General features: G+C 47.3%; 23 protein-coding genes and 5 tRNA genes. 16 read left to right on the forward strand and 12 right to left on the reverse strand.

All coding sequences use genetic code 11. From position 1 onward, the window contains the following. Positions 1-106 precede the first annotated feature (106 nt). The 3 genes from MHH93_RS06500 to MHH93_RS06510 form a co-directional block, all read right to left on the reverse strand. Complete coding sequence (locus MHH93_RS06500) at positions 107-877, reverse strand: DUF3169 family protein (protein ID WP_500053381.1); 771 nt, start codon at positions 875-877, stop codon at positions 107-109. A 1-nt stretch (position 878) separates the two neighbouring features. Further along, a complete protein-coding gene (locus tag MHH93_RS06505; protein ID WP_017690042.1) occupies positions 879-1,088 on the reverse strand; it encodes a helix-turn-helix transcriptional regulator in 210 nt (69 codons plus the stop codon). Positions 1,089-1,251: 163 nt separating this feature from the next. Next, a complete protein-coding gene (locus tag MHH93_RS06510; RefSeq protein ID WP_500053382.1) occupies positions 1,252-2,547 on the reverse strand; it encodes an MFS transporter in 1,296 nt (431 codons plus the stop codon). A gap of 174 nt (positions 2,548-2,721) precedes the next feature. On the opposite strand from MHH93_RS06510, the gene MHH93_RS06515 reads away from it, so the two are divergent. Then, positions 2,722-4,608 carry an ABC transporter substrate-binding protein gene (locus tag MHH93_RS06515; protein WP_500053383.1) on the forward strand — a complete coding sequence of 629 codons (1,887 nt, stop codon included), beginning with the start codon at positions 2,722-2,724 and terminating at the stop codon, positions 4,606-4,608. A gap of 45 nt (positions 4,609-4,653) precedes the next feature. Here the strand turns inward: MHH93_RS06515 and MHH93_RS06520 are convergent, their stop codons facing one another. Further along, complete coding sequence (locus MHH93_RS06520; RefSeq protein WP_500053384.1) at positions 4,654-6,156, reverse strand: serine hydrolase; 1,503 nt, start codon at positions 6,154-6,156, stop codon at positions 4,654-4,656. A gap of 249 nt (positions 6,157-6,405) precedes the next feature. On the opposite strand from MHH93_RS06520, the gene MHH93_RS06525 reads away from it, so the two are divergent. The 6 genes from MHH93_RS06525 (at position 6,406) to MHH93_RS06550 (ending at position 15,197) form a co-directional block, all read left to right on the forward strand. Then, on the forward strand, positions 6,406-7,605 hold the full coding sequence (locus MHH93_RS06525) for an outer membrane lipoprotein-sorting protein (RefSeq protein WP_500053385.1): 1,200 nt from the start codon (positions 6,406-6,408) through the stop codon (positions 7,603-7,605). Positions 7,606-7,998: 393 nt separating this feature from the next. After that, a complete protein-coding gene (alr, locus tag MHH93_RS06530; RefSeq protein ID WP_500053386.1) occupies positions 7,999-9,186 on the forward strand; it encodes an alanine racemase in 1,188 nt (395 codons plus the stop codon). Between the two features lie 260 nt (positions 9,187-9,446). Beyond that, the gene (locus MHH93_RS06535) at positions 9,447-9,728 is read left to right on the forward strand and encodes a CopG family ribbon-helix-helix protein (RefSeq protein WP_017690037.1); all 282 of its coding nucleotides are present in this window, start codon (positions 9,447-9,449) and stop codon (positions 9,726-9,728) included. A 3-nt stretch (positions 9,729-9,731) separates the two neighbouring features. Continuing rightward, the gene (locus MHH93_RS06540) at positions 9,732-10,082 is read left to right on the forward strand and encodes a type II toxin-antitoxin system PemK/MazF family toxin (protein WP_024630714.1); all 351 of its coding nucleotides are present in this window, start codon (positions 9,732-9,734) and stop codon (positions 10,080-10,082) included. A 236-nt stretch (positions 10,083-10,318) separates the two neighbouring features. Further along, positions 10,319-12,508 (forward strand): alpha-galactosidase, encoded by a 2,190-nt coding sequence (locus MHH93_RS06545; RefSeq protein ID WP_500053387.1) that lies wholly within the window; start codon positions 10,319-10,321, stop codon positions 12,506-12,508. A gap of 469 nt (positions 12,509-12,977) precedes the next feature. Beyond that, on the forward strand, positions 12,978-15,197 hold the full coding sequence (locus tag MHH93_RS06550; RefSeq protein ID WP_500053388.1) for a Tex family protein: 2,220 nt from the start codon (positions 12,978-12,980) through the stop codon (positions 15,195-15,197). A 185-nt stretch (positions 15,198-15,382) separates the two neighbouring features. On the opposite strand, the gene cmpA is transcribed toward MHH93_RS06550, so the two are convergent. Together cmpA and MHH93_RS06560 are read right to left on the reverse strand one after the other, a co-directional pair. Further along, entirely contained in the window at positions 15,383-15,526 is a 144-nt protein-coding gene (gene cmpA / locus MHH93_RS06555; protein ID WP_017690033.1) for a cortex morphogenetic protein CmpA, read from the reverse strand. 184 nt (positions 15,527-15,710) lie between these two features. Next, entirely contained in the window at positions 15,711-16,067 is a 357-nt protein-coding gene (locus tag MHH93_RS06560) for a hypothetical protein (RefSeq protein ID WP_017690032.1), read from the reverse strand. Between the two features lie 119 nt (positions 16,068-16,186). Between MHH93_RS06560 and MHH93_RS06565 the strand changes: the two genes are divergently transcribed. The 3 genes from MHH93_RS06565 (at position 16,187) to MHH93_RS06575 (ending at position 16,911) form a co-directional block, all read left to right on the forward strand. Further along, entirely contained in the window at positions 16,187-16,648 is a 462-nt protein-coding gene (locus tag MHH93_RS06565) for a SprT family protein (protein ID WP_500053389.1), read from the forward strand. 92 nt (positions 16,649-16,740) lie between these two features. Further along, positions 16,741-16,816 (forward strand) — tRNA-Asn (locus MHH93_RS06570). Between the two features lie 6 nt (positions 16,817-16,822). Further along, positions 16,823-16,911: transfer RNA gene (locus MHH93_RS06575), tRNA-Ser, on the forward strand. A gap of 219 nt (positions 16,912-17,130) precedes the next feature. Here the strand turns inward: MHH93_RS06575 and MHH93_RS06580 are convergent. Continuing rightward, positions 17,131-17,829: an ArsR/SmtB family transcription factor gene (locus tag MHH93_RS06580; protein ID WP_500053390.1), complete on the reverse strand. Its 699-nt coding sequence runs from the start codon at positions 17,827-17,829 to the stop codon at positions 17,131-17,133. A gap of 182 nt (positions 17,830-18,011) precedes the next feature. Between MHH93_RS06580 and MHH93_RS06585 the strand changes: the two genes are divergently transcribed. After that, positions 18,012-18,596, forward strand: a complete 585-nt coding sequence (locus MHH93_RS06585) for a flavin reductase family protein (protein ID WP_500053755.1) — start codon at positions 18,012-18,014, stop codon at positions 18,594-18,596. 281 nt (positions 18,597-18,877) lie between these two features. Further along, entirely contained in the window at positions 18,878-19,549 is a 672-nt protein-coding gene (locus MHH93_RS06590; protein ID WP_500053391.1) for an MgtC/SapB family protein, read from the forward strand. A gap of 75 nt (positions 19,550-19,624) precedes the next feature. On the opposite strand, the gene MHH93_RS06595 is transcribed toward MHH93_RS06590, so the two are convergent. Then, entirely contained in the window at positions 19,625-20,521 is an 897-nt protein-coding gene (locus MHH93_RS06595; protein WP_500053392.1) for a Cof-type HAD-IIB family hydrolase, read from the reverse strand. Between the two features lie 4 nt (positions 20,522-20,525). Continuing rightward, entirely contained in the window at positions 20,526-21,302 is a 777-nt protein-coding gene (locus MHH93_RS06600; protein WP_500053393.1) for a DeoR/GlpR family DNA-binding transcription regulator, read from the reverse strand. A gap of 317 nt (positions 21,303-21,619) precedes the next feature. Here MHH93_RS06600 and MHH93_RS06605 point away from each other — a divergent pair. From MHH93_RS06605 to MHH93_RS06620, 4 genes are all read left to right on the forward strand, one after another. Beyond that, a tRNA-Glu gene (locus MHH93_RS06605) sits at positions 21,620-21,691 on the forward strand. 106 nt (positions 21,692-21,797) lie between these two features. Beyond that, positions 21,798-21,873 (forward strand) — tRNA-Lys (locus tag MHH93_RS06610). Between the two features lie 17 nt (positions 21,874-21,890). Next, a tRNA-Leu gene (locus tag MHH93_RS06615) sits at positions 21,891-21,973 on the forward strand. Positions 21,974-22,145: 172 nt separating this feature from the next. Then, positions 22,146-22,571, forward strand: a complete 426-nt coding sequence (locus MHH93_RS06620) for a helix-turn-helix domain-containing protein (RefSeq protein WP_440387477.1) — start codon at positions 22,146-22,148, stop codon at positions 22,569-22,571. Between the two features lie 108 nt (positions 22,572-22,679). Here MHH93_RS06620 and MHH93_RS06625 read toward each other — a convergent pair whose 3' ends face one another. Genes MHH93_RS06625 through MHH93_RS06635 form a run of 3 tightly spaced genes read right to left on the reverse strand, consistent with a single transcriptional unit; the run spans position 22,680 to position 25,004 of the window. After that, on the reverse strand, positions 22,680-23,651 hold the full coding sequence (locus MHH93_RS06625; RefSeq protein ID WP_500053394.1) for an urease accessory protein UreD: 972 nt from the start codon (positions 23,649-23,651) through the stop codon (positions 22,680-22,682). Further along, positions 23,557-24,276, reverse strand: coding sequence for an urease accessory protein UreG (gene ureG / locus MHH93_RS06630; protein WP_017690021.1), 720 nt, complete (start codon positions 24,274-24,276; stop codon positions 23,557-23,559). Before ureG ends, MHH93_RS06625 begins: the two co-directional genes overlap by 95 nt. 32 nt (positions 24,277-24,308) lie before the next feature. Further along, entirely contained in the window at positions 24,309-25,004 is a 696-nt protein-coding gene (locus MHH93_RS06635) for an urease accessory protein UreF (RefSeq protein ID WP_500053395.1), read from the reverse strand. Positions 25,005-25,028: the final 24 nt, after the last annotated feature.

The following is a 25,028-nucleotide window of genomic DNA, read 5'->3' on the forward strand; positions in this document are numbered from 1 at the left end:
AAGCTCCTGTTAGGGAGATGAACCTGACGCGGGTCTTTCGTTTGGATAGATGCATGCAAACACTCCTTTTATGAAAATATTTACAAAATAGTTACTTATCCATGTATTACTGATTACTCGCACGATAGGTTTCACGATAATAGATTCCAATGTTGGCAATCCAGATCACAGCGAGCATTACAATTGGGAATGGAGCGAAGGTGAATAGAACCGAATACAGCACCATAGAGACCATTCCGATACCAAGAAGTACATTCATCATCTGGAAAGAACGGTAGGCTGCGCGATACACGATCCATTTCTCTCCCTCATCCAACTTCTCGAAGTGATCCTTCTTCATGTTGCGTGAGTTCAGATCCAGTGCGCGATCCGGGAAATAGCGGTTGTACCGCTTTACGGTCAGTGTTTGCAGCACAACGACGATGATAATAGAGATACATGCAGCAATGAGATTCACGAGGTTAAACAGTTCAGGAAAATTCGTCATATTTCTATGGGATGCGTATAAGGACAAGGCCAGTGCTGCCCAGGTAAACGCAACAATAACACTGAAACCGCTGAGTATCATCGCTTTACCGAGGGAACGCTCTGCGGGTGAAATGAGTGAATCAGATTCTCCATACACCTCATCTTCCGTTGGAGGCACAGATGGCGTGCGGGAGAGACTGATTATATTCCACAACATCATAACCACCAACGAAGCAGCCAGTACACCAAATAAAAGATCATAGTCATAATACATGGACAGCGTCCAGTTCAAATTAGATGGAATTTTGTTGATTCCGCTGGCTCCGAGAAAACCGACCACAGCACCACCTGCCGCATATAATGGAAGACGCATCTTGTTTTTTTTGGACGGGGAAGTTGTTCTGTTCATCTTAATCTCCACCTTTCAATTCAAAGATTTTTTCGACGGGTTCACGAAAGACATGGGCTATTTTTAATGCCAGGACGACCGATGGCGAGTAATCTCCACGTTCAATCAGGGCAATGGTTTGGCGGGATGCGCCGATGAGTTTGGCTAGTTCCGCTTGGGACAGTCGGTCTCTGGCTCGTAACTCCCGAACGTGATTGTGCAATTCTTCCACTTGCTCACCTCCATGAATCCAATGTACATGATATTTTACTAAATGTAAACTATAATATACAAAATGTTAATGATAATTTACTTGTATGTGATGAGATTGGACATGAAAAAGAGAGCCTGTCAAGGCTCCCTTGGATGATTATTTTGTTGCCGAAAAAGTAATATCATGATGCCTCTGCACACGGGAGATGTTGATGCTGTTCCTCTGTCTTCCGAAGTAACATTCGGAAACAGACGAGTGCTCCAAGGCCCATGAGTACATACAGACCAGCCATTGCATATGACGGGAGAAAGGCTCCCAGTGTTAGCCCGAGACTGCCGAGGAGTGCAGCTGCGTTATAACTCAACCCGTCAGCAGCCATATAGGCAGCACGGTCCGAATCGGGAATGATACCCGCGAGCATGACCTGACGAACAGGCGCATACATCAATTCTCCAATGGTCAGTAGTATGGCGGATGAGATGAGTAACCAAGCCCAGTTGCTAAAAGCGAGTACGGTGAAACCTGCGGTATAGAGGAGCATACCGACAGTCATGATAGATCGGGTGGGGAAGCGACCTGTCCATCTGGAGAATGGAATGGCAACCAGGGCGACCAGTACGGTGTTGATGATCATGATCAGGCTAAACATATGCAGTCCTGAGATATCTGAGCCGAACAATTGGGCGGTGAATTCACTTTTTAGACGAACCGCAATATATTTATCCAACTGAAATTCCAGGGAAACAGCAAGTACAGTAGCTGTGAAAAACACCATGAAACGTTTGTCCTGAAAGACCGCCCAGTACGTTTTCAGTATGTTCCTCTGGATGGTAGCATTGGCCTCCATTGGTCTGGTGGATCTATCCGAATTATCGGATGATTTGGCGTGAATCATTGCACGTTTATCCATTGTTTCACGAATCATAAAGATCAAAATAAACAGGGTAGCTATACTTTCCAGGCAGACCAGACTGAACAATAGAAAACGAAATGAGTCGAAAAATAACCCGCCCATCAGTGCACCAAAGGTTATAGCAACGTTAGTTGTCCAATATTGCAACCCATATACATAATGACGTTCATGTTCACTGCTCACGTCGACAATCATGGCATTAGCAATCGGCACTGTGATCCCTGAACTGAGACTGCTGAGCAGGAACATGACACAAGTGACGATGATCGAATCCATCCACGGCGAGTTGGCAATGGCCAAACAAAGTAGAGCCACGACCTGTAGTGTTTGAGCAATCACCATTAATTTCTTTCGTCCAATTCGATCAGACCAATATCCTGCCCACAATCCCACAATCATGGAAGCCACAATATTGACCGTCAGCAATAACCCTGCCATATCTGCGCCAATCTGAATACTCAGATAGATCGCCATGAATGGAATGATGGACTTCTGGGTCAGATCGGTGAAAAAATCCGTAATGATTCGTATCCTGATGTTAGGGTGCAGATCGGCGTAATTCATAAATTATTCTTCTTCCTTCCCACTGGTCATGTTGTTGTTACTGAGTATAATGGAGGAAAACCTGAAGAAAAACTGTAGAAACATCCCGATAGATTTCGTATTTTAGCAATCTTGACGAAGACACCTTAAAGATAGAAATTAAAAACAATAGAAATAGAAGAGGGTTGGGCATATATGGACGTATCAGAACATTACATTCAACTGCGGTTAGGCTTCCCACATGTGCATGATGAACAAGAAGTACATACAACGGTAGGTGAACTCGCCGAACTTTTATGTTGTACCATGCGCAACATGAACCTCATTATGAACAAATTCAAGGAGAACGGATGGGTCGGGTGGAACCCTCAGCGTGGCAGAGGCAAAAAATCGATGCTGGTATTTTACATCCCGCTGCTTGAAGTGGCGCGTGAACGGTTCGATTATCTACTGAATGGCAACAGGATGGAGGATGCCTATGAACTGGCTGCCACCTTGCCCATTACGATGCGAGAACATCTGATGCAGCAGATGCAGACTCAATTTGGCTTGCGTTCGAATGAAGGGGACAGAGGCCGAGTGGATACCTTGCGGATTCCGCAGAATACACCTTTTAAGACTCTCGACCCAACGCAGACGGGGAGGTGGGGGGAAGTATTCGTTATTGCAGAGGTCTTCGATCGTTTGGTTCGTTATAATGGTGAACGGCAAGTCTGCGAGCCTAGTCTGGCAATGGCATGGGAGAGTGATGAAGATGGAAGGGAATGGACCTTTTATCTGCACAAAGGCATAGCTTTTCATCATGGAAGAATATTGGATGCAGAGGACGTCAAGTTTACCTTCGATCGCATTATCTCTGACAAGAGTAACCCGTGCAGGCCGCTGTTTGGTTCAATTGAGAGCATAGAGACGTATGACCAGTTGACTGTACGTTTTGTTTTGAATAAGCCAAACTTCATGTTCCCGGATTTAATGAGTAGTATGTGTGCATCGATCCTGCCTAGAGATGTGGAGTTGAAGCCGCTGCATCCGATTGGAACAGGGCCTTATCGAGTGACTCGTCATGATTCGAAGCTGCTTGTGCTTGAGGTGTTTCTTGCCTATTTCAGAGGGCGGGCTTATGTGGATCGTGTTGAAGTGTGGCAACTCCCTCACTCGGCAAAGGCGGAGTCCATCATCAAGCATGATTTATTTCTGGATGCGGAGCCTCGTGCTGTACAGCATGAGATACAGGGCGGTGTGTATATGACATTTAATATGCAAAAGGAAGGGCCCCAGCATGATGTGAATTTTCGCCGGGCTGTTCAACAGCTATTGGATGCGCATGAGCTGTCGGAAGCGTTAGGGAGCATGAACACGCAGGCAGCCTATAGTCTGATTCGAGGACGAGTACAGGAGCAGCAACAACCGGAGGGTACGGTTCAAGGGGGGCCATGGAAACAGCATCCAGAACAATCGAATTTCTCTGTCATTGCTGTACCGGTACTTTCCGTGGACTCCTCACTGGCGCGAGCCTCAGCATTATTGCGACGTAGTTCATATCAAGGGCAGAGTTTAAGTCTATGGGTGGAAGAAGGAGAGAAGATGGAGGCAGACATGGTCTGGTTTGCAGAGAGATGTAAACAGATCGGCCTACATATCAACATTATACCGGGAGATCCGGTCCATGCAGTCTATCAAGATGGGTTCGGGGACCATGATCTGGTCTATACAGGAGAAGTCTTCAATGATCATGTCATGTTAAGTCTCGTGACGATGTATACCTTCCGGAACACGTTATTCCTGATTGCCATGAATGATTACTGGAGACAAGAACTGGAGCAGGAATGCGGACGAGTAGTCATGACTCAGGAATCTGCGGAACGGATGGATAGATTGATTCAACTGGAAAATAGACTGATTCAGGAAGCGTTGCTCCTGCCAACCTACAGCTTTAAGGAAGAGCACGCCCATCACGATTCGTTGCGAGATTATCGTGTAGCGGGGTATGGTCTGCCTGATCTGCGTCGATTGTGGGTGAAAAGAAGGCCAGGTGCTGCTGAAGAGGATACGAGTTATCCGGTGTATATTCCGTTGTGGTAGGTATGGATACCTACCACAACGGAAATAAAGCAGATGCTCACCAGTTCAGATCATTTCCGAAACCCTGTTGAATTCAATAGGTTTTGTACCCGGCTCAAGCAACAAAGGAATGGAGATGGATTGAGCAACTTCTGATGATTCGTTCAGGGTGAACGTATATGTGACCTTCAGACCGAATGTGACCAGTTCGACAGAGAACGTATCTTTTCCGGTGTATTCCATGGGCATTTCGAGGGCGTTAAAGGTTGCCTGTAACCCGTTCGTTGTTTCCTGAATAGACATCTCGCCATAACCAGGATGCGTGTAAATACCCACATAAGCGGTGTAAGGCCGATCACAAGGTATGATGTGAGGTTCTTTAATTGTTTCCTCAGCGGCAGTATCTGCTTGAATAGGTACTTCCAAAAAATTCTCCGGATGATCCTCCGTTTCTGCTGATTCTTTCCCCATTAATTTTCTCAATTTGGAACTCCAATTGACGGGCTCCAATCCAAGCACTCGATCCATGATATGAAAAGCAACCGTATACGGAATTATACTTCCGTTGGTATTGCTCAGAACCACGATTCCAATCTGCTCCTCTGGCAAAAAGGCAACCTGTGATGCAAAGCCATCAATAGCCCCGCCATGATGAATCATGGCATGACCACGATAAGGCTCAATCATCCAACCCATACCATATGTACTCACAGGCATTTCTTGGCTTATGAACGGTGAATCACTAGGCATCTGGGGACTATGCATAATCTTCATCTGTTCCTTCGATATCAGTGACGTTCCTTCCCATTGACCTTGATGCAACTGGAATTGAAGCCATGCAATCATATCGACCAGATTACTGTTAATGGAACCCGCAGGTCCTACGGCATCAATGGCTCGGAAAGGTATTCTAGTATTGTGACCATCCTTCTCCATATAAGGATAAGCATAGTCAGACCGAAGTTGCATTTCTTGAACAGAGAACAGACTTGAGTTCATACCGAGCGGATTAAATAGGGAATCCTGAACCATCTGCTCCCATGAAGTTCCATTGAGTTGTCCAACAAGGTAACCGGCGGTCATGTACATCAGATTCTGATACTGCCATTTGTTACGGAAATCTTGATTCGGCTCCAGATATTGTAATGCACGCACAAGCTCTTCTCTAGTACGCGGGGAGTTGTACCATACCAACTCATGCCTTGGAAGACCGGAACGATGACACAGCATGTCGCGGATAGTTAGACGTTCTGTTGTGACTGGATCGAACATTTTGAAATCCTTCATATACGACTTCACAGGAGTATCCCAATCCAATATCCCCTGATCCACAAGCAGAGCAGCGGTTGCTGCGGTAAAGGCTTTGGTGCTTGAACCGATGGCAAACAATGTATTAGGGGTAACTTCAAGTTTGGATTCGAGGTCACGATACCCGTAGCCTTTTTGCCAGATGACTTCATCCTTATGGATCACAGCCACCGCTGTGCCGACACCGTTCCATAATTGAAGCTGCTCGTCGATGAATTCATCCAGTCCTTCCAGTGATGTGCGAAGTTTTGTTGTCGTCATACCTTTTCCTCCCCATATTCAATGAAACGAATAATTACCTGCAATCCACTATGCCTTTTTTGGATAAAGTTAACATCCATCCTGAGACTGATTTTTGCTTAGCAATGCGTTATTATCTGACTTCACCGATTGCTTGTCAAACTAGTCCGCATATATCGAACAAGTCCCTCATAACATGTACTAATCAAGTAGGGGTTCTGCTGCAAGCACAATCCTGAAGTGAAAACATGTGCTAAAGGGGATGATGTCATGCGCCGAATATCATGGATGCTTGCCATGGTATTGGTCTTATCGGCCTTACTTGCCGCCTGCGGGAAGAAGGATGCGGCAGCTGTGGTCAAAGATCTGAACGAAGTCGTAGGAGAGATGGAAAGTTACCAGGGGGCAGGCGTGATGACGCTGCATACCGGAGATACGCCGCAGCAGTACAAGGTCGAGGTATGGCATCAGAAGCCTTCCTATTATCGTATTGCGTTAACGAATGCCAAAAAGGATGTAACACAGATTGTCCTGCGTAACGATGAAGGTGTGTTTGTTTTGACACCGAGCCAGAACAAAAGCTTCCGTTTTCAGAGCAATTGGCCAGATAATCAAGGACAAGTGTATCTCTATGAAACATTAATTCGGAGCATTACGGGGGATACAACCCGTCAGTTTGCGGATGAGAAGGAGAGCTATGTATTTGATGTAGCTGCCAATTATAATACACATGCACTCGTCAGACAGAAGATCTGGCTGAACAAATCGGATTACGCACCTAAACAGGTTGAGGTGTCCGACTCCAATGCCAATGTTGTAGTCGATGTGAAATTTGACTCCTTCAAATTCGGGACTGAATTTGAGAAAGATGCCTTTGATATGCAACGGAACATGACAGCAGCTTCAGAAGAAGGCGGCAAAACAGGAACAGACTCTGGTGTGACTCCTGTGGAGCAAGCCGGTAATGAGGGTGGTAAAGAACCTGCCAATCCTCAGACTGCTCCTGAACCTGATGGAGCTGTCACTGATGGACAGACAGGTGTAGGTGGTGACACCGAGCAGCAAGGTACAGAAGGTGCTGCAACAGGTCAGGAAGGCGAAGAGCCAACAATCGCTGAACCGGAAGGTCCAGACAGCTTTGGCGTTATTCAGCCGACCTATGCGCCGGAAGGCGTGCAGCTTAAGGATGATCAGATCCTTGAAGAGGCTGGAGACTACTCGGTTATGCTTCGTTATGAAGGAACATATAATTACACGATATTCGAAGCCAGACCGCAGGATCGAGCTGTATCCCTTGCTCCATCCAGTGTAGTGGATCTCGGATTCACACTGGGTATGATCAGCGGAGATGCATTGAAGACACTGACATGGATGACAGATGGGATAGAATATCGGATCACCAGTGCAGACCTGCCTCAGAACGAAATGGTACGCATTGCAACATCGATGCAGGAAGAGTCAGGCAAATGATTTTTGAACCAATGAACGAATAGTCGCATAAACATAAGGAATGCTAAGAAGCATCGGAGACCCAATCTCCGGTGCTTTATTTTGATGAAAGACATGTGTCATACAGAAGGGAATGTTTACTCGATACACCCAATAATGCAAAACGCGCTTCTATGCGGGAGGAACCGGGTAAATAATCGATATAAGCAGATCGTTGCTGGGGTGAAAAGTAACATATTGCCCTGCTCATCTCGCTTATCGGTCTTCTTCTATGTTCCCATTAGTTCCTCAAACGGCGCACCTTACATCTGTTTTTGAATGCGGAACTTCGGTTCATTTGACAGTCACATGCTGGAGCATTACGATGGAGTCTGACGTGAGCCGGATTAAGATGACTAGAGAAGGTGACTTAACGTGCAAGGACAATATCGGCCGACCCAGGCGGACATCAATTTGGATCATTTATGTACTAACGTAGAAGCTTTCCGCGAGGCATTGCCTCAGGGCATGAAATTCCTCGCCTGTGTGAAGGCCAATGCCTATGGACATGGAGCGGTGGAGATGGCCAAAGAACTGGAACGAGTGGGTGTGGATTACTTAAGTGTTGCTTTTCTTGACGAAGCGCTGGAACTGCGACAACATGGGATTACGATTCCTATTCTGGTATTGGGTTATACTCCGCCTGAAGGGATCCCTGTTGCTTGGAAACATGATGTGACCGTCACGTTGTTCAGCAGGGAAGTGCTTGATGCCATTCGACATCTGGATGCGAGCACATTCGCTAACCAATTGAAGGTTCATATCAAAATCGACAGCGGCATGGGCCGATTAGGTCTGTTGCCTGGTGATGAGGCATTGGCTTTCATTCAGGAAGTAGCTTCGCTCAATCAGGTGATGCTTGAAGGTATGTTTACCCATTTTGCCAGAGCGGATGAAGAAGACAAAACCTATACACTGGAGCAGTATCGACGGTTCCAAGGCGTGGTTCAAGCGCTCAGGGATCAGGGATGTACCATCCCGATTATACATACGGCGAACAGCGCCGCTGCCATTGATACACCGGAATTGTCCTATGATATGGTACGTGTGGGAATAAGCCTGTACGGACTATATCCTTCGGCTGAGGTGAATCATCAGGTGGTGAAGCTGTCCCCGGTATTGACGCTGAAGACGAAAGCGGTTCTGGTCAAAACACTGCCACCCCATTGGGGGATCAGTTACGGAACCCGTTATTTTACGCAAGGGTATGAACGAATAGCGACCCTGCCGATTGGCTATGCAGATGGTTTCTCCAGAATGCTGACAGGTAAAGCACAAGTGCTTGTACGCGGCCGCCGCGTTCCTGTCGTCGGTACAATCTGTATGGATCAGTGTATGGTGTCGTTACAATCTTTCGCAGAAGAAGCGGAAGAAATTCAAGTCGGCGAAGAGGTTGTCCTCATCGGTCATCAGTCTGGTGGCGTTATAACCGCAGACGAGGTGGCATCCCAGCTTGGTACGATTGCTTATGAAGTGATCTGCATGATGGCGCACCGCATTCCACGGGTATATACCCGTGGGGCAGCAGTAATCGCCAGAATCAATCCACTTTTGACATCCTGACAGGTAAACTGGACGTCATTACCAATAAACTTTTTTTCAGAACAGAAGGAAAACTGTCGGAGCATCTCGAATGTTGTATGACAGTAAGGATTTAATTCCTGAATTGAGATGTTTGGTCTGTACGAATATTGTTCCCCGTGTTTATAATGGAGTACAGCATACTTGATATACTCGGGGCATATATATTCCTTTGTATAAAAGTTCTGGAAAAACGTAATACTGGTTCACAATGGCGAAAGGTTTGTGGGGGTGGAAGAAAGGTGGCCAACTTGCAGAACACCAAGCGGATCATGATCAGTTTACCTGATTATCTTTTGCAGGAAGTGGATGGCATCGTAGCGCTGGAGAATTCCAACCGCAGCGAATTGATTAGGCAGGCTATGAAGCTGTATTTAACGGAGCGTAAGAAACGTTACATCCGTGAAACGATGCAGCGAGGGTACATGGAGATGGCAAAAATTAATCTGACCATGGCATCCGAAGCCTTTCATGCGGAGGAAGATGCGGACAGCACTCTGGACCGCTTAGTTAGCGGGGTGTAGACATTGATCGTAAAACGTGGTGACGTTTTTTTTGCGGATCTTTCTCCCGTTGTCGGTTCCGAGCAAGGTGGAGTCAGGCCGGTTCTGGTGATCCAGAATGATATCGGCAACCGGTTCAGTCCAACTTGTATTGTGGCGGCGATCACCGCCCAGATCCAGAAGGCAAAGCTGCCAACGCATGTTGAAATTGATGCGGCGGCACACGGCTTTGACCGGGACTCGGTTATTTTGCTCGAACAAATACGGACGATTGATAAGCAAAGGCTGACTGATAAGATTACCCATCTGGACGAGGAGACCATGAAATTGGTCAACGAAGCCTTGCAGATCAGCCTTGGTTTAATCGATTTTTAAGGCAGTAATCAGCGTCTTGTACGTTGCCCGGCCTTCCGTTGGCAATGGATGTTTCCTGTAAGGGAACACACTGAATTCAGACTGTAACCAAAAGAGCGTATGACATCCTTCGGGCTGTTATGCGCTCTTTTGATTAAAGCTTGATGAAAGCGTAGAACATTGGCGATCTTTTCGCTATAATGAAACCTGAGAAACCGTTTACCCGAAAGACCTATATATAGAGGTGGAGGAGACATATGAGCATTTACATCAATCAAGAGAAACTTCAGTTTCATTTACAGACCCGTGAGGCCAGTTACGTATTTCAGGTACTGCCTTCAGGATATTTGGTGCATTTGTATTATGGCAAAAAATTACGCGACACCGATCTGAGCTGGTTGCATGTTCGGACAGAACGAGCATCCTTTAGCCCTAACCCGGTGCCAGAGGATCGTACGATCTCGTTCGATACGTTGCCAGTGGAATTGCCAGTGTATGGCACAAGTGATTTCCGTAATCCGGCAATCCAACTGGAACTTGAGAATGGCTCAACGGTTTCGGAGTTTACGTATACAGGCCATCGACTGGTCAAAGGAAAAGCGGCGCTTACCGGACTGCCAGCAACATACGTTGAGTCCGATGACGAAGCAGAGACGCTGGTTATTGAGCTGGAAGACCGCGTCGCTGGTATCAAAATCGAGCTTTCCTATACAGCCTTTACGGCATTTAATGCGATTACACGCTCCATGCGTATCGTTAATGAGAGCGCTACCGCAGTGAATGTGGCGCGTGCGCTCAGTTCTTCTGTAGATTTCCCGCATGCAGATTATGAATTGTTGCAATTGTCAGGAGCTTGGACACGGGAACGTGATATCGTTCGCAGACCGCTTGCTTCAGGCTTGCAAGGCATCGAGAGTCGTCGCGGTTCAAGCAGTCACCAGCAAAATCCCTTTATTGCGCTGATGACACCAGGTACGGACGAAGATCAGGGTGAAGTTTATGGATTCAGTCTTGTCTATAGTGGCAGCTTCACCGCACAGGCTGAAGTGGATCAGTTCCATACCACCCGTGTATCACTCGGAATCAATCCGTTCGAGTTCAGCTGGAAGCTGGAGCCACAGGAAGCGTTTCAGACCCCTGAGACGGTTATGGTGTATTCGGCTGCAGGTTTAGACGGCATGTCACAGTCCTACCACGAATTGTATCGGGAGCGTCTGGCACGCGGCAAATTCCGCAATGCAGAGCGTCCGGTGTTGGTCAATAACTGGGAAGCAACTTACTTTGGTTTCAACGCAGACAAGATTGAACAGATTGCTCGCGCTGGACAGAAGCTGGGTATTGAGCTGTTTGTTCTGGATGATGGCTGGTTTGGACACCGGGATAGTGACAATTCCTCGTTGGGTGACTGGATTGTAGATAAGAACAAATTGCCACAGGGTCTGGATGATCTGGCTAACCGCGTAACAGGTCTGGACATGCAGTTCGGACTGTGGTTTGAGCCTGAGATGATCTCACCAGACAGTGAGCTGTACCGTGCGCACCCGGACTGGTGTCTGCATGTACCTGATCGTCGTCGGACAGAAGGACGTCAACAATTGGTGCTCGATTTCTCCCGTCAGGATGTACGTGATGAGATTGTACGCATGTTAACAGACGTTCTTGGTTCTGCACCAATCACTTATGTGAAATGGGACATGAACCGCAATATGACGGAAGTGGGTTCTGCGTTACTTCCGGCAGATAGACAGCGTGAGACAGCGCATCGTTACATGTTGGGGTTGTATGACGTCATGGAACGAATCACTTCGGCATTCCCGAACATTCTGTTCGAGAGCTGTTCAGGTGGTGGCGGCCGCTTCGATCCAGGTATGCTGTATTACATGCCACAGACGTGGACAAGTGACAACACCGATGCGATCTCTCGTCTTCGGATTCAATATGGTACCAGTCTTGTGTATCCGGTGAGCTCCATGGGATCGCATATCTCGGCGGTACCGAATCATCAGGTGAACCGGATCACTTCTCTAGAGATTCGGGGACATGTGGCGATGTCGGGCAACTTCGGGTATGAGCTGGACCTGACGAAATTCACGGAGGAAGAGAACGACATCGTGAAATCTCAGGTTGAATTGTACAAGGAGATTCGTGGAACGGTGCAATATGGAACGTTCCGTCGCTTGCTCAGTCCGTTTGAAGGTAATGAGACGGCGTGGATGTTTATTGCACCAGACGGAAGCGAAGCGGTTGTATTCTACTTCCGTGTGCTCTCTGAGCCTAATGCGCCACTTCAGCGCCTGAAGTTGAAAGGATTGGACCCGAATGCGGATTATCGTCTGAAAGGCGGATCAGAGATCTTTACCGGCGATGCCCTGATGTATGGCGGTATTTCGGTAGGCAGCGCATCAGGAGACTATCTGAGCGAACTTTTCCGCTTTGAACGCGTCTAGATAAGTGAACTACAATTTATTTACACGGGTACTACGATGACAGAATAACCTTCCAATCACTGTTATCCCCAGATTTTTTGATTCCCTTTCTCAAAGGGAAAATCCGGAGATAAAGGCGAACGCTTCGCTTTTTCAGGTTTTTTCTGTCCTCTCCGTCATAGTGTAAATGAGTAGTTTCACTTATTAGATTGCTATTGTATATAGAGTTTTTAAACAAGGGAGGATCGAGGAGCGTCGTAATGACGTTTTTCGGTCTTTTTTTGCCGTAATGGGGAAGGCTGGAGGATAACATCATTCTGACAGAACTTGTATGCTTGTGGATTGATGGGAATCTGGACGTGATTTTGTGATAATATAGGGTAGAGTGGAAAAAACAAATGGTTCAACTATACTGTAATTACAGCAGCAAAGCTGCCCTGAAATGATTGTAACGAACGATTCAGATTCAGGAAGGAAAGAGGGATTTATTTTGTCTGAACAGGAAACGGTTCTGGAACCCAATGAAGAAACAATAAAGGCAGAACGCCATGAACGAATCATCAAACAGGTAGCCAAGGAACTGTCACTGTCCTTGAAGCAGGTCCGTACGACATCGGAGCTTCTGGACGAAGGCAATACGATTCCATTTATCGCCCGCTACCGTAAAGAAATGACTGGAGAGCTGGATGAGAACCAGCTGCGATCGATTGAAGAACGCATTGTTTATCTGCGCAATCTTGAGGATCGCAAATTGGAAGTCATCCGTATTATAGAGGAACAGGGCAAGCTGACCGGAGAGCTGAAAAAATCCATTACCCAAGCTGTGAAACTGCAGGAAGTGGAGGACTTGTATCGTCCATTCCGTCAGAAGCGGAAAACGCGTGCCAGTGTGGCTAAGGAAAAAGGTCTTGAACCCCTTGCTGTATGGATCTGGGGTCAACCGAAGCAAGGAGATGCGCTCCAGGAAGCTGCGAAATATATCAATGCTGAACTTGGTGTAGAAGATGCGGAGTCGGCGCTTCAGGGTGCCAAAGACATTCTCGCTGAGAATATCGCAGACGATGCAGCCATTCGTGCCTGGATTCGTCGGTACACCTTGGATCACGGGATGTTGACTTCAGAAGCGAAGGATGCTCAAGAGGAGTCTGTATACGAGAATTATTATGATTATCGCGAACTAGCCAAAAAGATGCCACCACACCGTATTCTCGCGATTAATCGCGGTGAACGTGAGAGTATTCTGAAAGTCGGCTTGGACGTACAGGCAGAACCGGCCCATCGTCATATGGAAGGACAGATCATTCGTGGTGCTTCTGCCGTGCAGGGTATCCTGCGTGATGTGATTGAAGATGCATACAAGCGGCTTATTGCGCCTTCCATTGAGCGTGAAGTTCGTGGAGAACTCACGGAAAAAGGTGAAAACCAGGCCATATCGGTATTCTCTGCCAATCTGCGTAATCTGTTGCTTCAACCGCCGATTCATGGCAAACGTGTGCTGGGTGTCGATCCTGCCTATCGTACCGGTTGTAAGTTGGCTGTAGTAGATGATACGGGCAAGCTATTGGAAGTGGCGGTGACCTACCCGACGCCACCTCACAACAAGAAGCGCGAAGCTGCTGAAGTATTCCATCGGATGATCAAGCAATATGATATCGGACTGATCGTCATTGGTAATGGTACCGGATCGCGTGAGACGGAGCAGTTTGTTGCCGAGATCATTCAGGAGAACGGTGATGAAAGTCTGGTGTATCTGATTGTTAATGAAGCAGGCGCAAGTGTATATTCTGCATCCAAACTGGCCCAGGAAGAGTTCCCGGATCTGGATGTTGCGGAGCGTAGTGCAGCTTCCATTGCACGCCGTGTACAAGATCCGCTTGCGGAGTTGGTTAAGATTGATCCAAAAGCTATTGGCGTAGGTCAATATCAGCATGACGTTTCCCAGAAGATTCTGGAAGAGAGCCTGAAGGCTGTCGTGGAATCCGCAGTTAACCATGTGGGTGTGGACGTGAATACGGCTTCACCTTCGTTGCTGTCATATGTTGCTGGAGTTAACGCTACGATTGCCAAAAACATTGTGAAGTACCGCGAAGAGAATGGCCGGTTTACGAACCGCCGTCAGCTTCAGAAGGTGCCGCGTCTGGGTGCCAAAACCTATGAGCAGTGCGTAGGCTTTATGCGTATTGGTGAGGGTGAGAATCCATTGGATCGTACACCGATTCACCCTGAGTCCTACAAGGTGGTGGATCAGTTGTTCAAGGAGCTTCAGGTTGCAATGGACAAGCTGGGTAGCAAGGAACTATCCGTGTTACTGTCTGAGCAACAGCCAGAGCAACTGGCTGTGAAACTGGACGTAGGTGTGCCTACATTGCGTGACATTCTGGACAGCTTGCAGCGCCCGGGTCGTGATCCGCGTGAAGAGATGCCGTTGCCAATCTTCCGTACGGATGTATTGAAAATTGAGGATCTGGTGGAAGGCATGGAGCTTCAAGGTACAGTTCGGAACGTTATTGATTTCGGTGCTTTTGTTGATATTGGAATCAAGAGTGATGGGCTTGTCCATATCTCACAGCTCAGCAACGGATATGTTAAACATCCGATGGATGTTGTATCTGTAGGGGATAATGTAACGGTCTGGGTTATGAATGTGGATACCAAAAAAGGCCGTGTCGGCCTTACGATGAAGAAGCCTGCTTCTGCGCAACAGTCTTAATAAGCAATAGGATTTGGAGAACAGCCTTCCCTGACCAGGGAAGGCTGTTTGTTGTCTACGGTAATAGTCCCGTTGTCCGTTCTGATTTTTCTAATAAGTACGGTGGAAATAATGTACATTTTTTTAAAGTGCATGTTCAGAAGGCCATCCTTCGTAATCCAAAGCAGACATGTACTAGCGACCTCTTAAAGTTCGTTCTCTGCACTGCGTGGTGTGCCATTTGCTGGTTTGTTGCGATAAAAGAACCAGCATTCGTTCAGCAACTTGATTTGCCGGCTGTCCTTTTTGTGAAATGCACGCATCAGTTGATTGCAAAGCCATTGAGGCAAGGGTATCTCCTCCTCTTGCATAATTCATCTGTACGTTAGCATATGTGGCAATAGCCTGGACTGTGCGGGATAAGTGGAGGCCTCTGGCAAATCAATGTTTCGTTGACTCAAAAAAAAGCACAAGTCCCAATTCAGGGAGATGTGCTTTTCGTTCTCTTCATATTAAAATGGTACCTGTGGTGAATTAGAGAGCTTCCATCTCTTCTTCATACCATTGTTCCAATTGGGCCTGAAGAGCCCGGATTTCGGTAAGCAAAGAGATCAAAGGATAATGGCTTTCACGTAATGCTGCAAAAGATTCTTCAAGCGCATTGATATAATCAAGGCCGCCAATGATAGTAAGATTTTCGTTCAGGAGATCGAGGCTGTCACATTCGGCGATCGCCCAAGGCAGGACAGGGACATCTGCTGCTGTGAGTTTATCAATTTCCTTGTGCAGGCGCAGGTTGAGCGCACTGAGTTGATAGGCGTAATCTGCCGGCATTTCCACGAACTGCAATTGTTGTTCCTGCTGCAGGATGACATAGCGCATTGTAGGCATAACGAGTAATAATCTCCCCTCATACATTCTACTTGACAGTGTAGCCTACGAAACGGTTAAAATTCAAGTATTATGCCGGAAAAACAAATGCTCCGAGGGGGTGCAAGGAGAGGATACCGATGGAAAATGAGGAATTGCAACAATGGATTGAACAGGTATCACTGGATTATTTCGGAGTGCCGTTCACTCATGAAGCGTTGTTTAACAGTCGCCTGACCACGACGGGTGGGCGTTATATGCTCAAAAGTCACCGGATTGAGATCAATCCCCATCAACTCGAAGCCTACGGGCGAGATGAGGTTGAAAAGATCATCAAACATGAGCTGTGCCACTATCATCTGCATATTCGTGGACGCGGCTATCAGCACCGTGATCCGGAATTCAAGGCTTTATTACAGAAGGTGGGCGGCTCACGGTTCTGCCAATCCCTTCCTGACGGCAAAGGCAGAAAGCCGCTGCCGTATCGTTATAAGCTGGTGTGCAAGAGCTGTGGTACGGAATATTTGCGTAAGCGGAAAATAGATCCAAAGCGTTACCGCTGTGGTCGTTGTGCGGGAAAACTTGGTCTTCAGAATATTTGATGTACAGATTGTTCACTACGGGAAGAAAGAGATGAAAGGCATGTTGACTTGGATTATTAATCATGATAAATTAATCTTATTCAAGTTAATTTTCCCTGATAGCTCAGTTGGTAGAGCACTCGACTGTTAATCGAGTTGTCACAGGTTCGAGCCCTGTTCGGGGAGCCATTTCTTGGAGAGATACCCAAGTGGCTATAAGGGGACCCTCTGCTAAGGGGTTAGACTGCGTAAGCGGTGCGAGGGTTCGAATCCCTCTCTCTCCGTTCTGAATCAACTTCTCTGCAAAGGGATGAGAACCCTAAAGGTTCGTCGGAGTATAAGCTTCGTTAGCAATACTTCGCAGTCTCGAACGAAGTGAGAGTACCCCTCTCTCTCCGTTCAGATTGACAAAAAATCCTCTTCACATTTGACCCGATAACGGTTTATTGTGAAGGGGATTTTTTGCGTTCTGATCTTTGGTTATCCATCGGATACACTTCGGCCTAAAGTGAAATGTTCAGCACCTCGTATAAACCTTTCTTGCCTGCTTCTGTTAACTCAACAGAGCGGCTTCCTGTTTTTTGACGAATCCAGTCCAGTTCCGATAATCGATGTCTGAGCTGTTCCCCAAGTATACCTGAGAGATGATGACGACGTTCGCTCCAATCCAGACATTTACGAGCGATGGCCCGGCGTGATTCTCGCTTCGCATGAACTTCAATCCCAAACGTGGTAAACCACTGCATTCCTTGCTCCGTAACTTGATAATCCTTCTGATGTGCTTCTTCGGGCTCTGCAAGATAACCCTTCTGTACTAAGGCCTCACAGAGCAAGATTCCTAATTTCCCGGCCAGATGACCATAACAGGTCCGTGCATAACTCAGTTGTTGAAGCTGATCGGATTGTTTGAGAGAGCGGATCTGTACAGGAGGGGCGATACTGGCCATGGTTTCAATCAGATTAGCAATTTCTTTGTTTGCAAGACGGTAGTATCGGTGACGGCCTTGCTGTTCAACTTCCAGTAATCCTCCCTCTACGAGTTTGGCTAGATGGCTGCTTGCTGTCTGAGGCGTGACACCTGCCATATGAGCAAGCTCTCCTGCGGGCAATGCCCGGCCATCCAGTAAGGATGAAAGAAAAATGGAGCGACTTGGGTCGGCGATTAACGACGCAATAACAGTAATATTCGGGTATACATTCATACTTCGATCATATCTGAACTATTACTGTATTACAATTCGGTTGTATCGTCCCCATGCGGGTGAGATTGAGCTTATAAACGAGTGGATTGGAACAGGAGAGATACAGGGTGAAAAAGATAATGAAGCAGAATTTTACTACAGAGCAATTATCCAAGGGTCCAGAAGTGATCCAACATGAAACGATGAATCCGAGTATTTTATATTATGGTACGCCCGTATTGCTGCTAAGCACATTAAATGAGGATGGCTCAACCAATCTGTCTCCGCTGTCCTCGTCTTGGGCGCTGGGGGACTGTTTGGTTCTTGGTCTAGGTACACAGGGCAAAGCCTATGAAAATCTGAGTCGACATCCGGAGTGTGTGATTAATTTACCGGATGAGTCGATGTGGAGACAGGTTGAAGCATTGGGACGTTATACGGGAGTCACCCCAGTTCCTGAGGAGAAAAGGCAGATGGGTTATGAATATTGTCATGATAAATTCACTGTAGCTGGACTGACATCCGAATGCTCGGTTCAGGTGGCACCAGATAAAATAGTTGAATGTCCGCTTCAGATTGAAGCGGCTGTTCAACAGATACGTATTCCGGAACACACACCGTTCATGGCGATTGTGGAAGTGAAAGCGTTGAAGGTGCACGCGCACACCAGACTAATAGCTGGACCGAACAAGATTAATCCAGAAGAATGGCATCCACTGATATATAATTTCAGACATTATTACGGCTTGGGAGAGAGACAAGGTAGCAATTTTCGGTCAGAGAATTGACCAGGGTAAAGGCTTTTTATTGTATAAGATGAATAAATCATTTACACGATAACGGAGAGGACAGAAAAAACCTGGAGAAGCGAAGCGTTCGCCTTTATCACCGGATTTTCCCTTGGGAAAAAGGAATCGAAAAAATCTGGGGATAACAGCGATCGGAAGGTTGTTCTGTCATCGTAGTGCCAGTGTAAATAATCTTTAGTTCAACTTATATAGTCAGGGAAAGATTGGGTAATAGTAAAGATACACATGTAAGCATATACATAATGAAAGAGGTGATGTGCATGGAAGTGGAATATTTGATGCGTGTACTCATAGCTGGAATATGTGGTGTGCTAATCGGATATGAGCGCAAGAACCGAATGAAAGAGGCAGGTATACGTACTCATTTTGTGGTTGCTGTCGGTGCTGCCCTAATGATGATTGTATCGAAGTATGGATTCCAGGATCAGGCTGGCTGGGCCAATCTGTCTCTGGATCCGTCAAGGATCGCTGCACAAGTTGTAAGCGGTGTGGGTTTCATTGGAGCGGGCATGATCTTCACACAGCGGCACACGGTCAGGGGATTGACCACAGCGGCAGGCATATGGGCTACGGCAGGCATGGGACTTGCTGTGGGTTCCGGTCTGTATTGGACAGGTGCAGGCGTGACGCTGCTCATTGTCGTCGCACAGATGTTACTGCACAGGCCCACACGCTGGCTGGTATCCGCTCGAACAGAGACATTAACCATACATCTGCAAAAGGAAGGAGAGGCCCTGAAGCGTGTTCTGGCACTGCTGGGACAAGAGAAAATATCGGTCATCGGATTTAAGACAGAACATCAAACAAGCACGGACTCCGTAGAAGAGACGGTGCTTGAGTTCACATTGCAACTGCCGGGTTCATACCGGGGGGAGCAACTGATTATTTTGTTACAGGACGTGCCTCATGTTCGATCTGCTGAGTTAAAATGAAGAACAAGAACACTAAACTTGCATGGCTCAATAGGCGACCATGCAGGTTTAGTGTTTGATTCAATATAGGCCCGATTACTGACCTTCTCCGACAATCGTTTCTGGGCGGGATACCGGCTTGCCTTCAAGCAGGCACTCAATGGCATGGGCGACACCGTGCTCCACATTGGTTAGCGTTATGGCCTGGGCCAATGCCTGGATTTCCGGTTCACCATTACCCATGGCGATGCCGAGTCCGGCCATTTTTAACATGGAAACATCGTTGAAGTTATCCCCGATCGCTACTGTATCCTCCAAGGAAATGTTCAGGTGAGCCGCCAGTTTGGTGAGAGCATTGCCTTTGGATACGTCCGGGTGCTGCATTTCGAAGTTGTGCTCAAAGGATACAACCATCGCGACATCGGATCGGGAAGCGAAGTATTCTCTTCCTGTCTTTACTTTGTCCGGATTCATGGAGAAGGCCATAATATTATAGATGTAGGCTTCTGCCGGAATTTCGAGGTGGCTGTTTACACGGTGGTAGTCTTTTTTGTCATAGTGTTTCTTGATGCCACGAATCATGCGTTCAATGTCCTCACCGGGGTTCGAACCAAGAACACGTTCCATTTCGGCGAGCAAGGTCTCATGACTGCTACGCGGGGCATAGATGCCTTGTTGCGTTGAAGCCTCATAATAGACATCATGATCTTCCAGCCACTGCATGACGGAAGCTGCTGTGTCACGCTCAAGCGGAAGGTGGAATAGACGTTCACCGTCGGCATCATGAATCGTCGCTCCGTTAGAGCCGATAATCGGGGTTTTGATTCCGCCTTTGCGGCTGATGGTTACCACATCGGAATAGACACGTCCTGTAGCAATGGTAACTTTCATACCGGATTGCTGGGCCTTGAGGATGGCTGCGGCATTCTCCGGGCTAATCTGGCTGTCTCTGTTCAACAAAGTTCCATCTAAATCTGTGGCAAATAATTTCATATATTTACAACTCCTTATCATCTGTAGGTTCAGGAATGAGAATCTCAACTTGTTGTTCGGCTAGAAAATCAAGCCATTCTTTGGTTGGCCATTGATCTGTAATCAATACATCCACCAATGACCAGTCGGCAAAACGATAACCATAACGTCTATCAAACTTGGATTGATCTGCAAGAACAACAACTTTCTTGGCAGCTTTCATCATCTGATGTTTTATTTTCCCTTCCTCTTCAGAAGCACTGAAGCCGTCCATGGTGATACCGCCAATTCCGATAAAGGCTTTATCTACATAATAGTGGGAGAGGGTCTCGATCACAGAGGTACCGTAGACATAACGTTGTTCCTTATCTACTTTGCCCCCGAGTAAACGAATCTGGACTGCCGTGTGATTGGAGAGAAGATCAGCGGAATGAATCGAGTTCGTAATGACGGTACAGGATTTGCCGTTTAAGTTCTCGGCACAGGCCTGTACAGTTGTGGAAGAATCCAGAATAATGATCTCGCCTTGTCTTACAATGGCCGCAGCGAGCTTGCCGATGGCTCTCTTTTCCTCAGAAACATCGAGTAAACGGTCTTTGTAGGATCTGAACTCTTGCGGAGGAGGAGGGAGAATTGCGCCGCCACGTGTTCGAATGATGGCGTCTTGTTCCTCAAGCTTGATCAGATCCCTGCGTGCAGTATCCCGTGATACATCAAACAAGGCGACAATATCATCAGCTGAGATGCGATTGTGTTTCCGTAGATGTTCAACAATGAGCTGCATTCGTTCTTCTTGAAACAAACATGTCACCTCCGAGTGTATTTATGACCGTACTTATACTGATACTATAATTATAAGTATTCTTAATGTGATTTGCAATATTATAAGTGAACGTAAGTTTTTGTAAGTGTTTTAATGTATGGTTAACATATTTCCTGGACAGTGATGATATTGGCATGAATGGATGGAACGAAAGATGGGTCTCTGAAGAGTAGTACGCAAGTGATATACAACGGACAAGAAAGGCATGAAAAATAAATTTCAAAAAAAGTATTGCAAGTTCGAATTGTCCTATGGTATACTCATTCTTGTCGCCAAGAAAGACAACTTGTTATTAAGGCCCGTTGGTCAAGGGGTTAAGACACCTCCCTTTCACGGAGGTAACAGGGGTTCGAATCCCCTACGGGTCATATCTTCACCACCTCATGAGATTTATATTTTCGATGAGAAATCCTCAAAGTCATTGCTCTTATAGACAAGAATGAAGCGTGGCACATCCGGTGGAGTTTACAGCAAGAGCCATTAGCTCAGTTGGTAGAGCACCTGACTTTTAATCAGGGTGTCGAAGGTTCGAGCCCTTCATGGCTCACCATTTTTACAATTGAATATGCGGTCGTGGTGGAATGGCAGACACGCTATCTTGAGGGGGTAGTGGGTGTATACCCGTGGAGGTTCGAGTCCTCTCGACCGCATCACAGCAACAACGTTATAAGATAGACTTCCATGATCATTCATGGGAGTCTATCTTTGTGTTATACGCTATACCTTATCCTGCTCCAGGCATATAAAGGCTGAGCATTCAGGAATAATGTGGTATAATTCAAGCAGATAAGTTGATTATTACGGTTGGAAGGCGGTTCTTGTATGCAGTCGATCTATGAGCGAATTGAACACCTGATTGCCGAACGAGGAATGACCAAGAAGGCTTTCTGCCAACAGCTGAAGATTAGCACAGGCAATCTGGGTGACTGGAAACGTGGCAAGTCTATTCCGAGTACGAATAAATTAATTGAGATTGCTTCGTTTTTTGATGTGAGCCTTGACTGGCTCATGATTGGTCGTCCATCGAAGGAAGCGATGGTTCGGGAAAAACGGGAGGATTATTTTTTTGACGTTTTGCGGCAATTGAATTGCCAGGAAAGTGAATTATCGACTGTGGAACAGTCTTTTATCAGCGAATATATTGAGTTCACCCGTTACCGCAAATCCAAGGAAAGCAAAGATGCAGGAGACTATCGTTATAAGTCTGAGAACAGATCAGAGAGTAATTCTGAAGAGAACGAAGCGTAACTGATATGAGCAGCATCCATGGACTGAATGAACAAAAACCTCTGGACTAATCCGAACATACTCGGAGACAGTTCAGAGGTTTTCTGTGTTAAACGATGCTTGATGCTCTTATTTACGAAAGATGAGGGTTTCTTTGCCCAGCAGTTGGGGGCGGAGCGTGTTCCAAATCTGAAGGCACTGTTCTTGAAGCTCCCAAGCCGCCAGGCCAAGCAGTCGAACACCGATACCCCCAGTTGCCAGCAAACTCGCACCTGCCAGTATTCGTCCATCGGGTGGCAGTACAGACCTGACTAGTTCCAACTCGGCAGTACCCAGACCCGGGGCAATCATCCACAACGCAGCGGTATGCGTATAGTGAAGGAGGGATGCTGAGTGTGTGGGTTCATCGGTTTTCGGTTCAAGTCCGAATCGATCCCACACAGCCAGTTGCTCACCTTGCCATATCTCCGTCAAGCTTCGGTAACGCTCGAATTGGAAAGCTTCTCCCCGATGAATCCGTCCGGCAGACCAGATGTCTGCATAGGCCAGGATCGCCTGGTCTTCCAGCTCAAAGGTTACAGCGAGTGAAGAAGAACTACCCTTGAAGGGAATGACGCATTCAGGAAAATATTCCAGCGTGGCTCCTTTTCCCAACCGAAAGTGATGATTAACGGATGAGGGAATGGAAGGTGTAGGATGAAGTCTGGTCGCTGATGTGCTGCTCAGCATGACATGCGTGCCTTCGCCCAATACCCACTCGGAATGATAGTGATCCCCGTTAAGGACTCCGGGAGAGACGTCTGACGTGTAAATGCATAATTCGCTTCCGCCTCCGGGAGGTCGAAAGGATCGGCTGAACCGAAGCGGTGCGCTGTAATAACGATCGGTCATGACCGTCCGCTCTCCTTGAAAGGAGAAGGTGGCCCGAAGCTCGCTGCGGCGCGTGACGGGTTCACCTGGACTTTCGTTCCGAATGATCTCTGTTCCCATCGGGACAGAAGATGAATTAATGCGAGTGAGTGCCATGTTCATGGCTGTGTGAATGCAGATGTGCAGCGGAAGCGTCGTCATCCATATATTGATGTTCGAGCCAGTGGACAATCTCGGATACACCTTCACCGCTCATTAGATTAGACATGACATAAGGGCGGCCTTCGCGGACCCGCTCGGTATCATTTTTCATCACTTCCAGGCTTGCTCCAACATAAGGGGCGAGGTCGGTTTTGTTGATTAACAGCAGGTCTGAACGAGTGATGCCAGGACCGCCTTTACGCGGGAGTTTCTCTCCTTGGGCAACATCGATAATGTAGATGAACACGTCAGCGAGTTCCGGACTGAAGGCAGCAGAGAGATTGTCGCCGCCGCTCTCGATGAAGATCAGTTGAAGATCAGGGAAGCGTTCAATCAACTCGTCAACGGCTTCAAAATTCATGGAGGCATCCTCGCGAATAGCGGTATGCGGGCATCCGCCTGTCTCTACACCGATAATGCGCTCTGGTGCCAGGGCATTCTGGCGCAGCAAAATCTCGGCATCTTCCTTGGTATAAATGTCATTGGTGATGACAGCAAGGCTATAACGTGTACGCAGTGCCTTGGACAACTTCTCCACAAGGGCTGTTTTACCTGAACCTACCGGTCCGCCAATTCCAATTCGCATCGGACGACTCCGATCAAATGCCTTGCGTTCCCACTCCGGATGATGCGTATGATTAGCTCCTCCACACATAACAATTCCTCCTAGTTAGATAAAAGTTGTAGTTAAGACATAAACAACCGCGCGGGTAAGGTTTCATGCCGCATGGCGTAGATTTCCTGGGCAATTCCGAAGCTGTGCATATCTACCGGGTCATTTTCCCGAATGAGTGCCCATTCCGCTTCAATATCATCGAGCAGCTTCTGAATCAGCATCTGTGCTTCGGTTTGTCCGATGGGCAACAGGCGAAGTGCACTGTTCACATAAGCGTTAACCGAGGTATATAGATGCCCGGTAACGGCTTCATCCAATCCAATCTCCAATTGATAGTTGATATAACCGTGTATGGTCGTGATGCCGCAATACGCGCCGTATTCCCGTATAGCTTCATCGATCAGGGCAAAGTCCATCCACGGATAGAGTGACCGGGCGAGCTTGAGCAGTCGCTTTCCCATCTTGTGCCCGCTTTCCCTCATTTCCCGAGGGGAACGCTGGGCGTGGACACGTTTGTCATACAGGGCAAGTAGAGCGGCATCTTGTTGTTGTATCGCCTGGTAGACACCTTTGATGGCAAGGCCGTCTATTCGCACTAGACTGGAATGAAGCTGGCTGCGAATAAACTGTTCAAGCTGGGCGGTATTCCGCACGGTGCCATCATGCGTGTAAGCTTCCAGACCGAAGGAATGGGAGAAACCACCAATGGGCAGGGCTGAATCCAGCAGTTGAACGTAACGAAGCAGCTTTGTGCCACTATTCATCATGCGGTGCCCCCTTGTCAGCTAATC

Source organism: Priestia sp. FSL H7-0729 (assembly GCF_038005685.1).
GTDB lineage: Bacteria > Bacillota > Bacilli > Paenibacillales > Paenibacillaceae > Paenibacillus.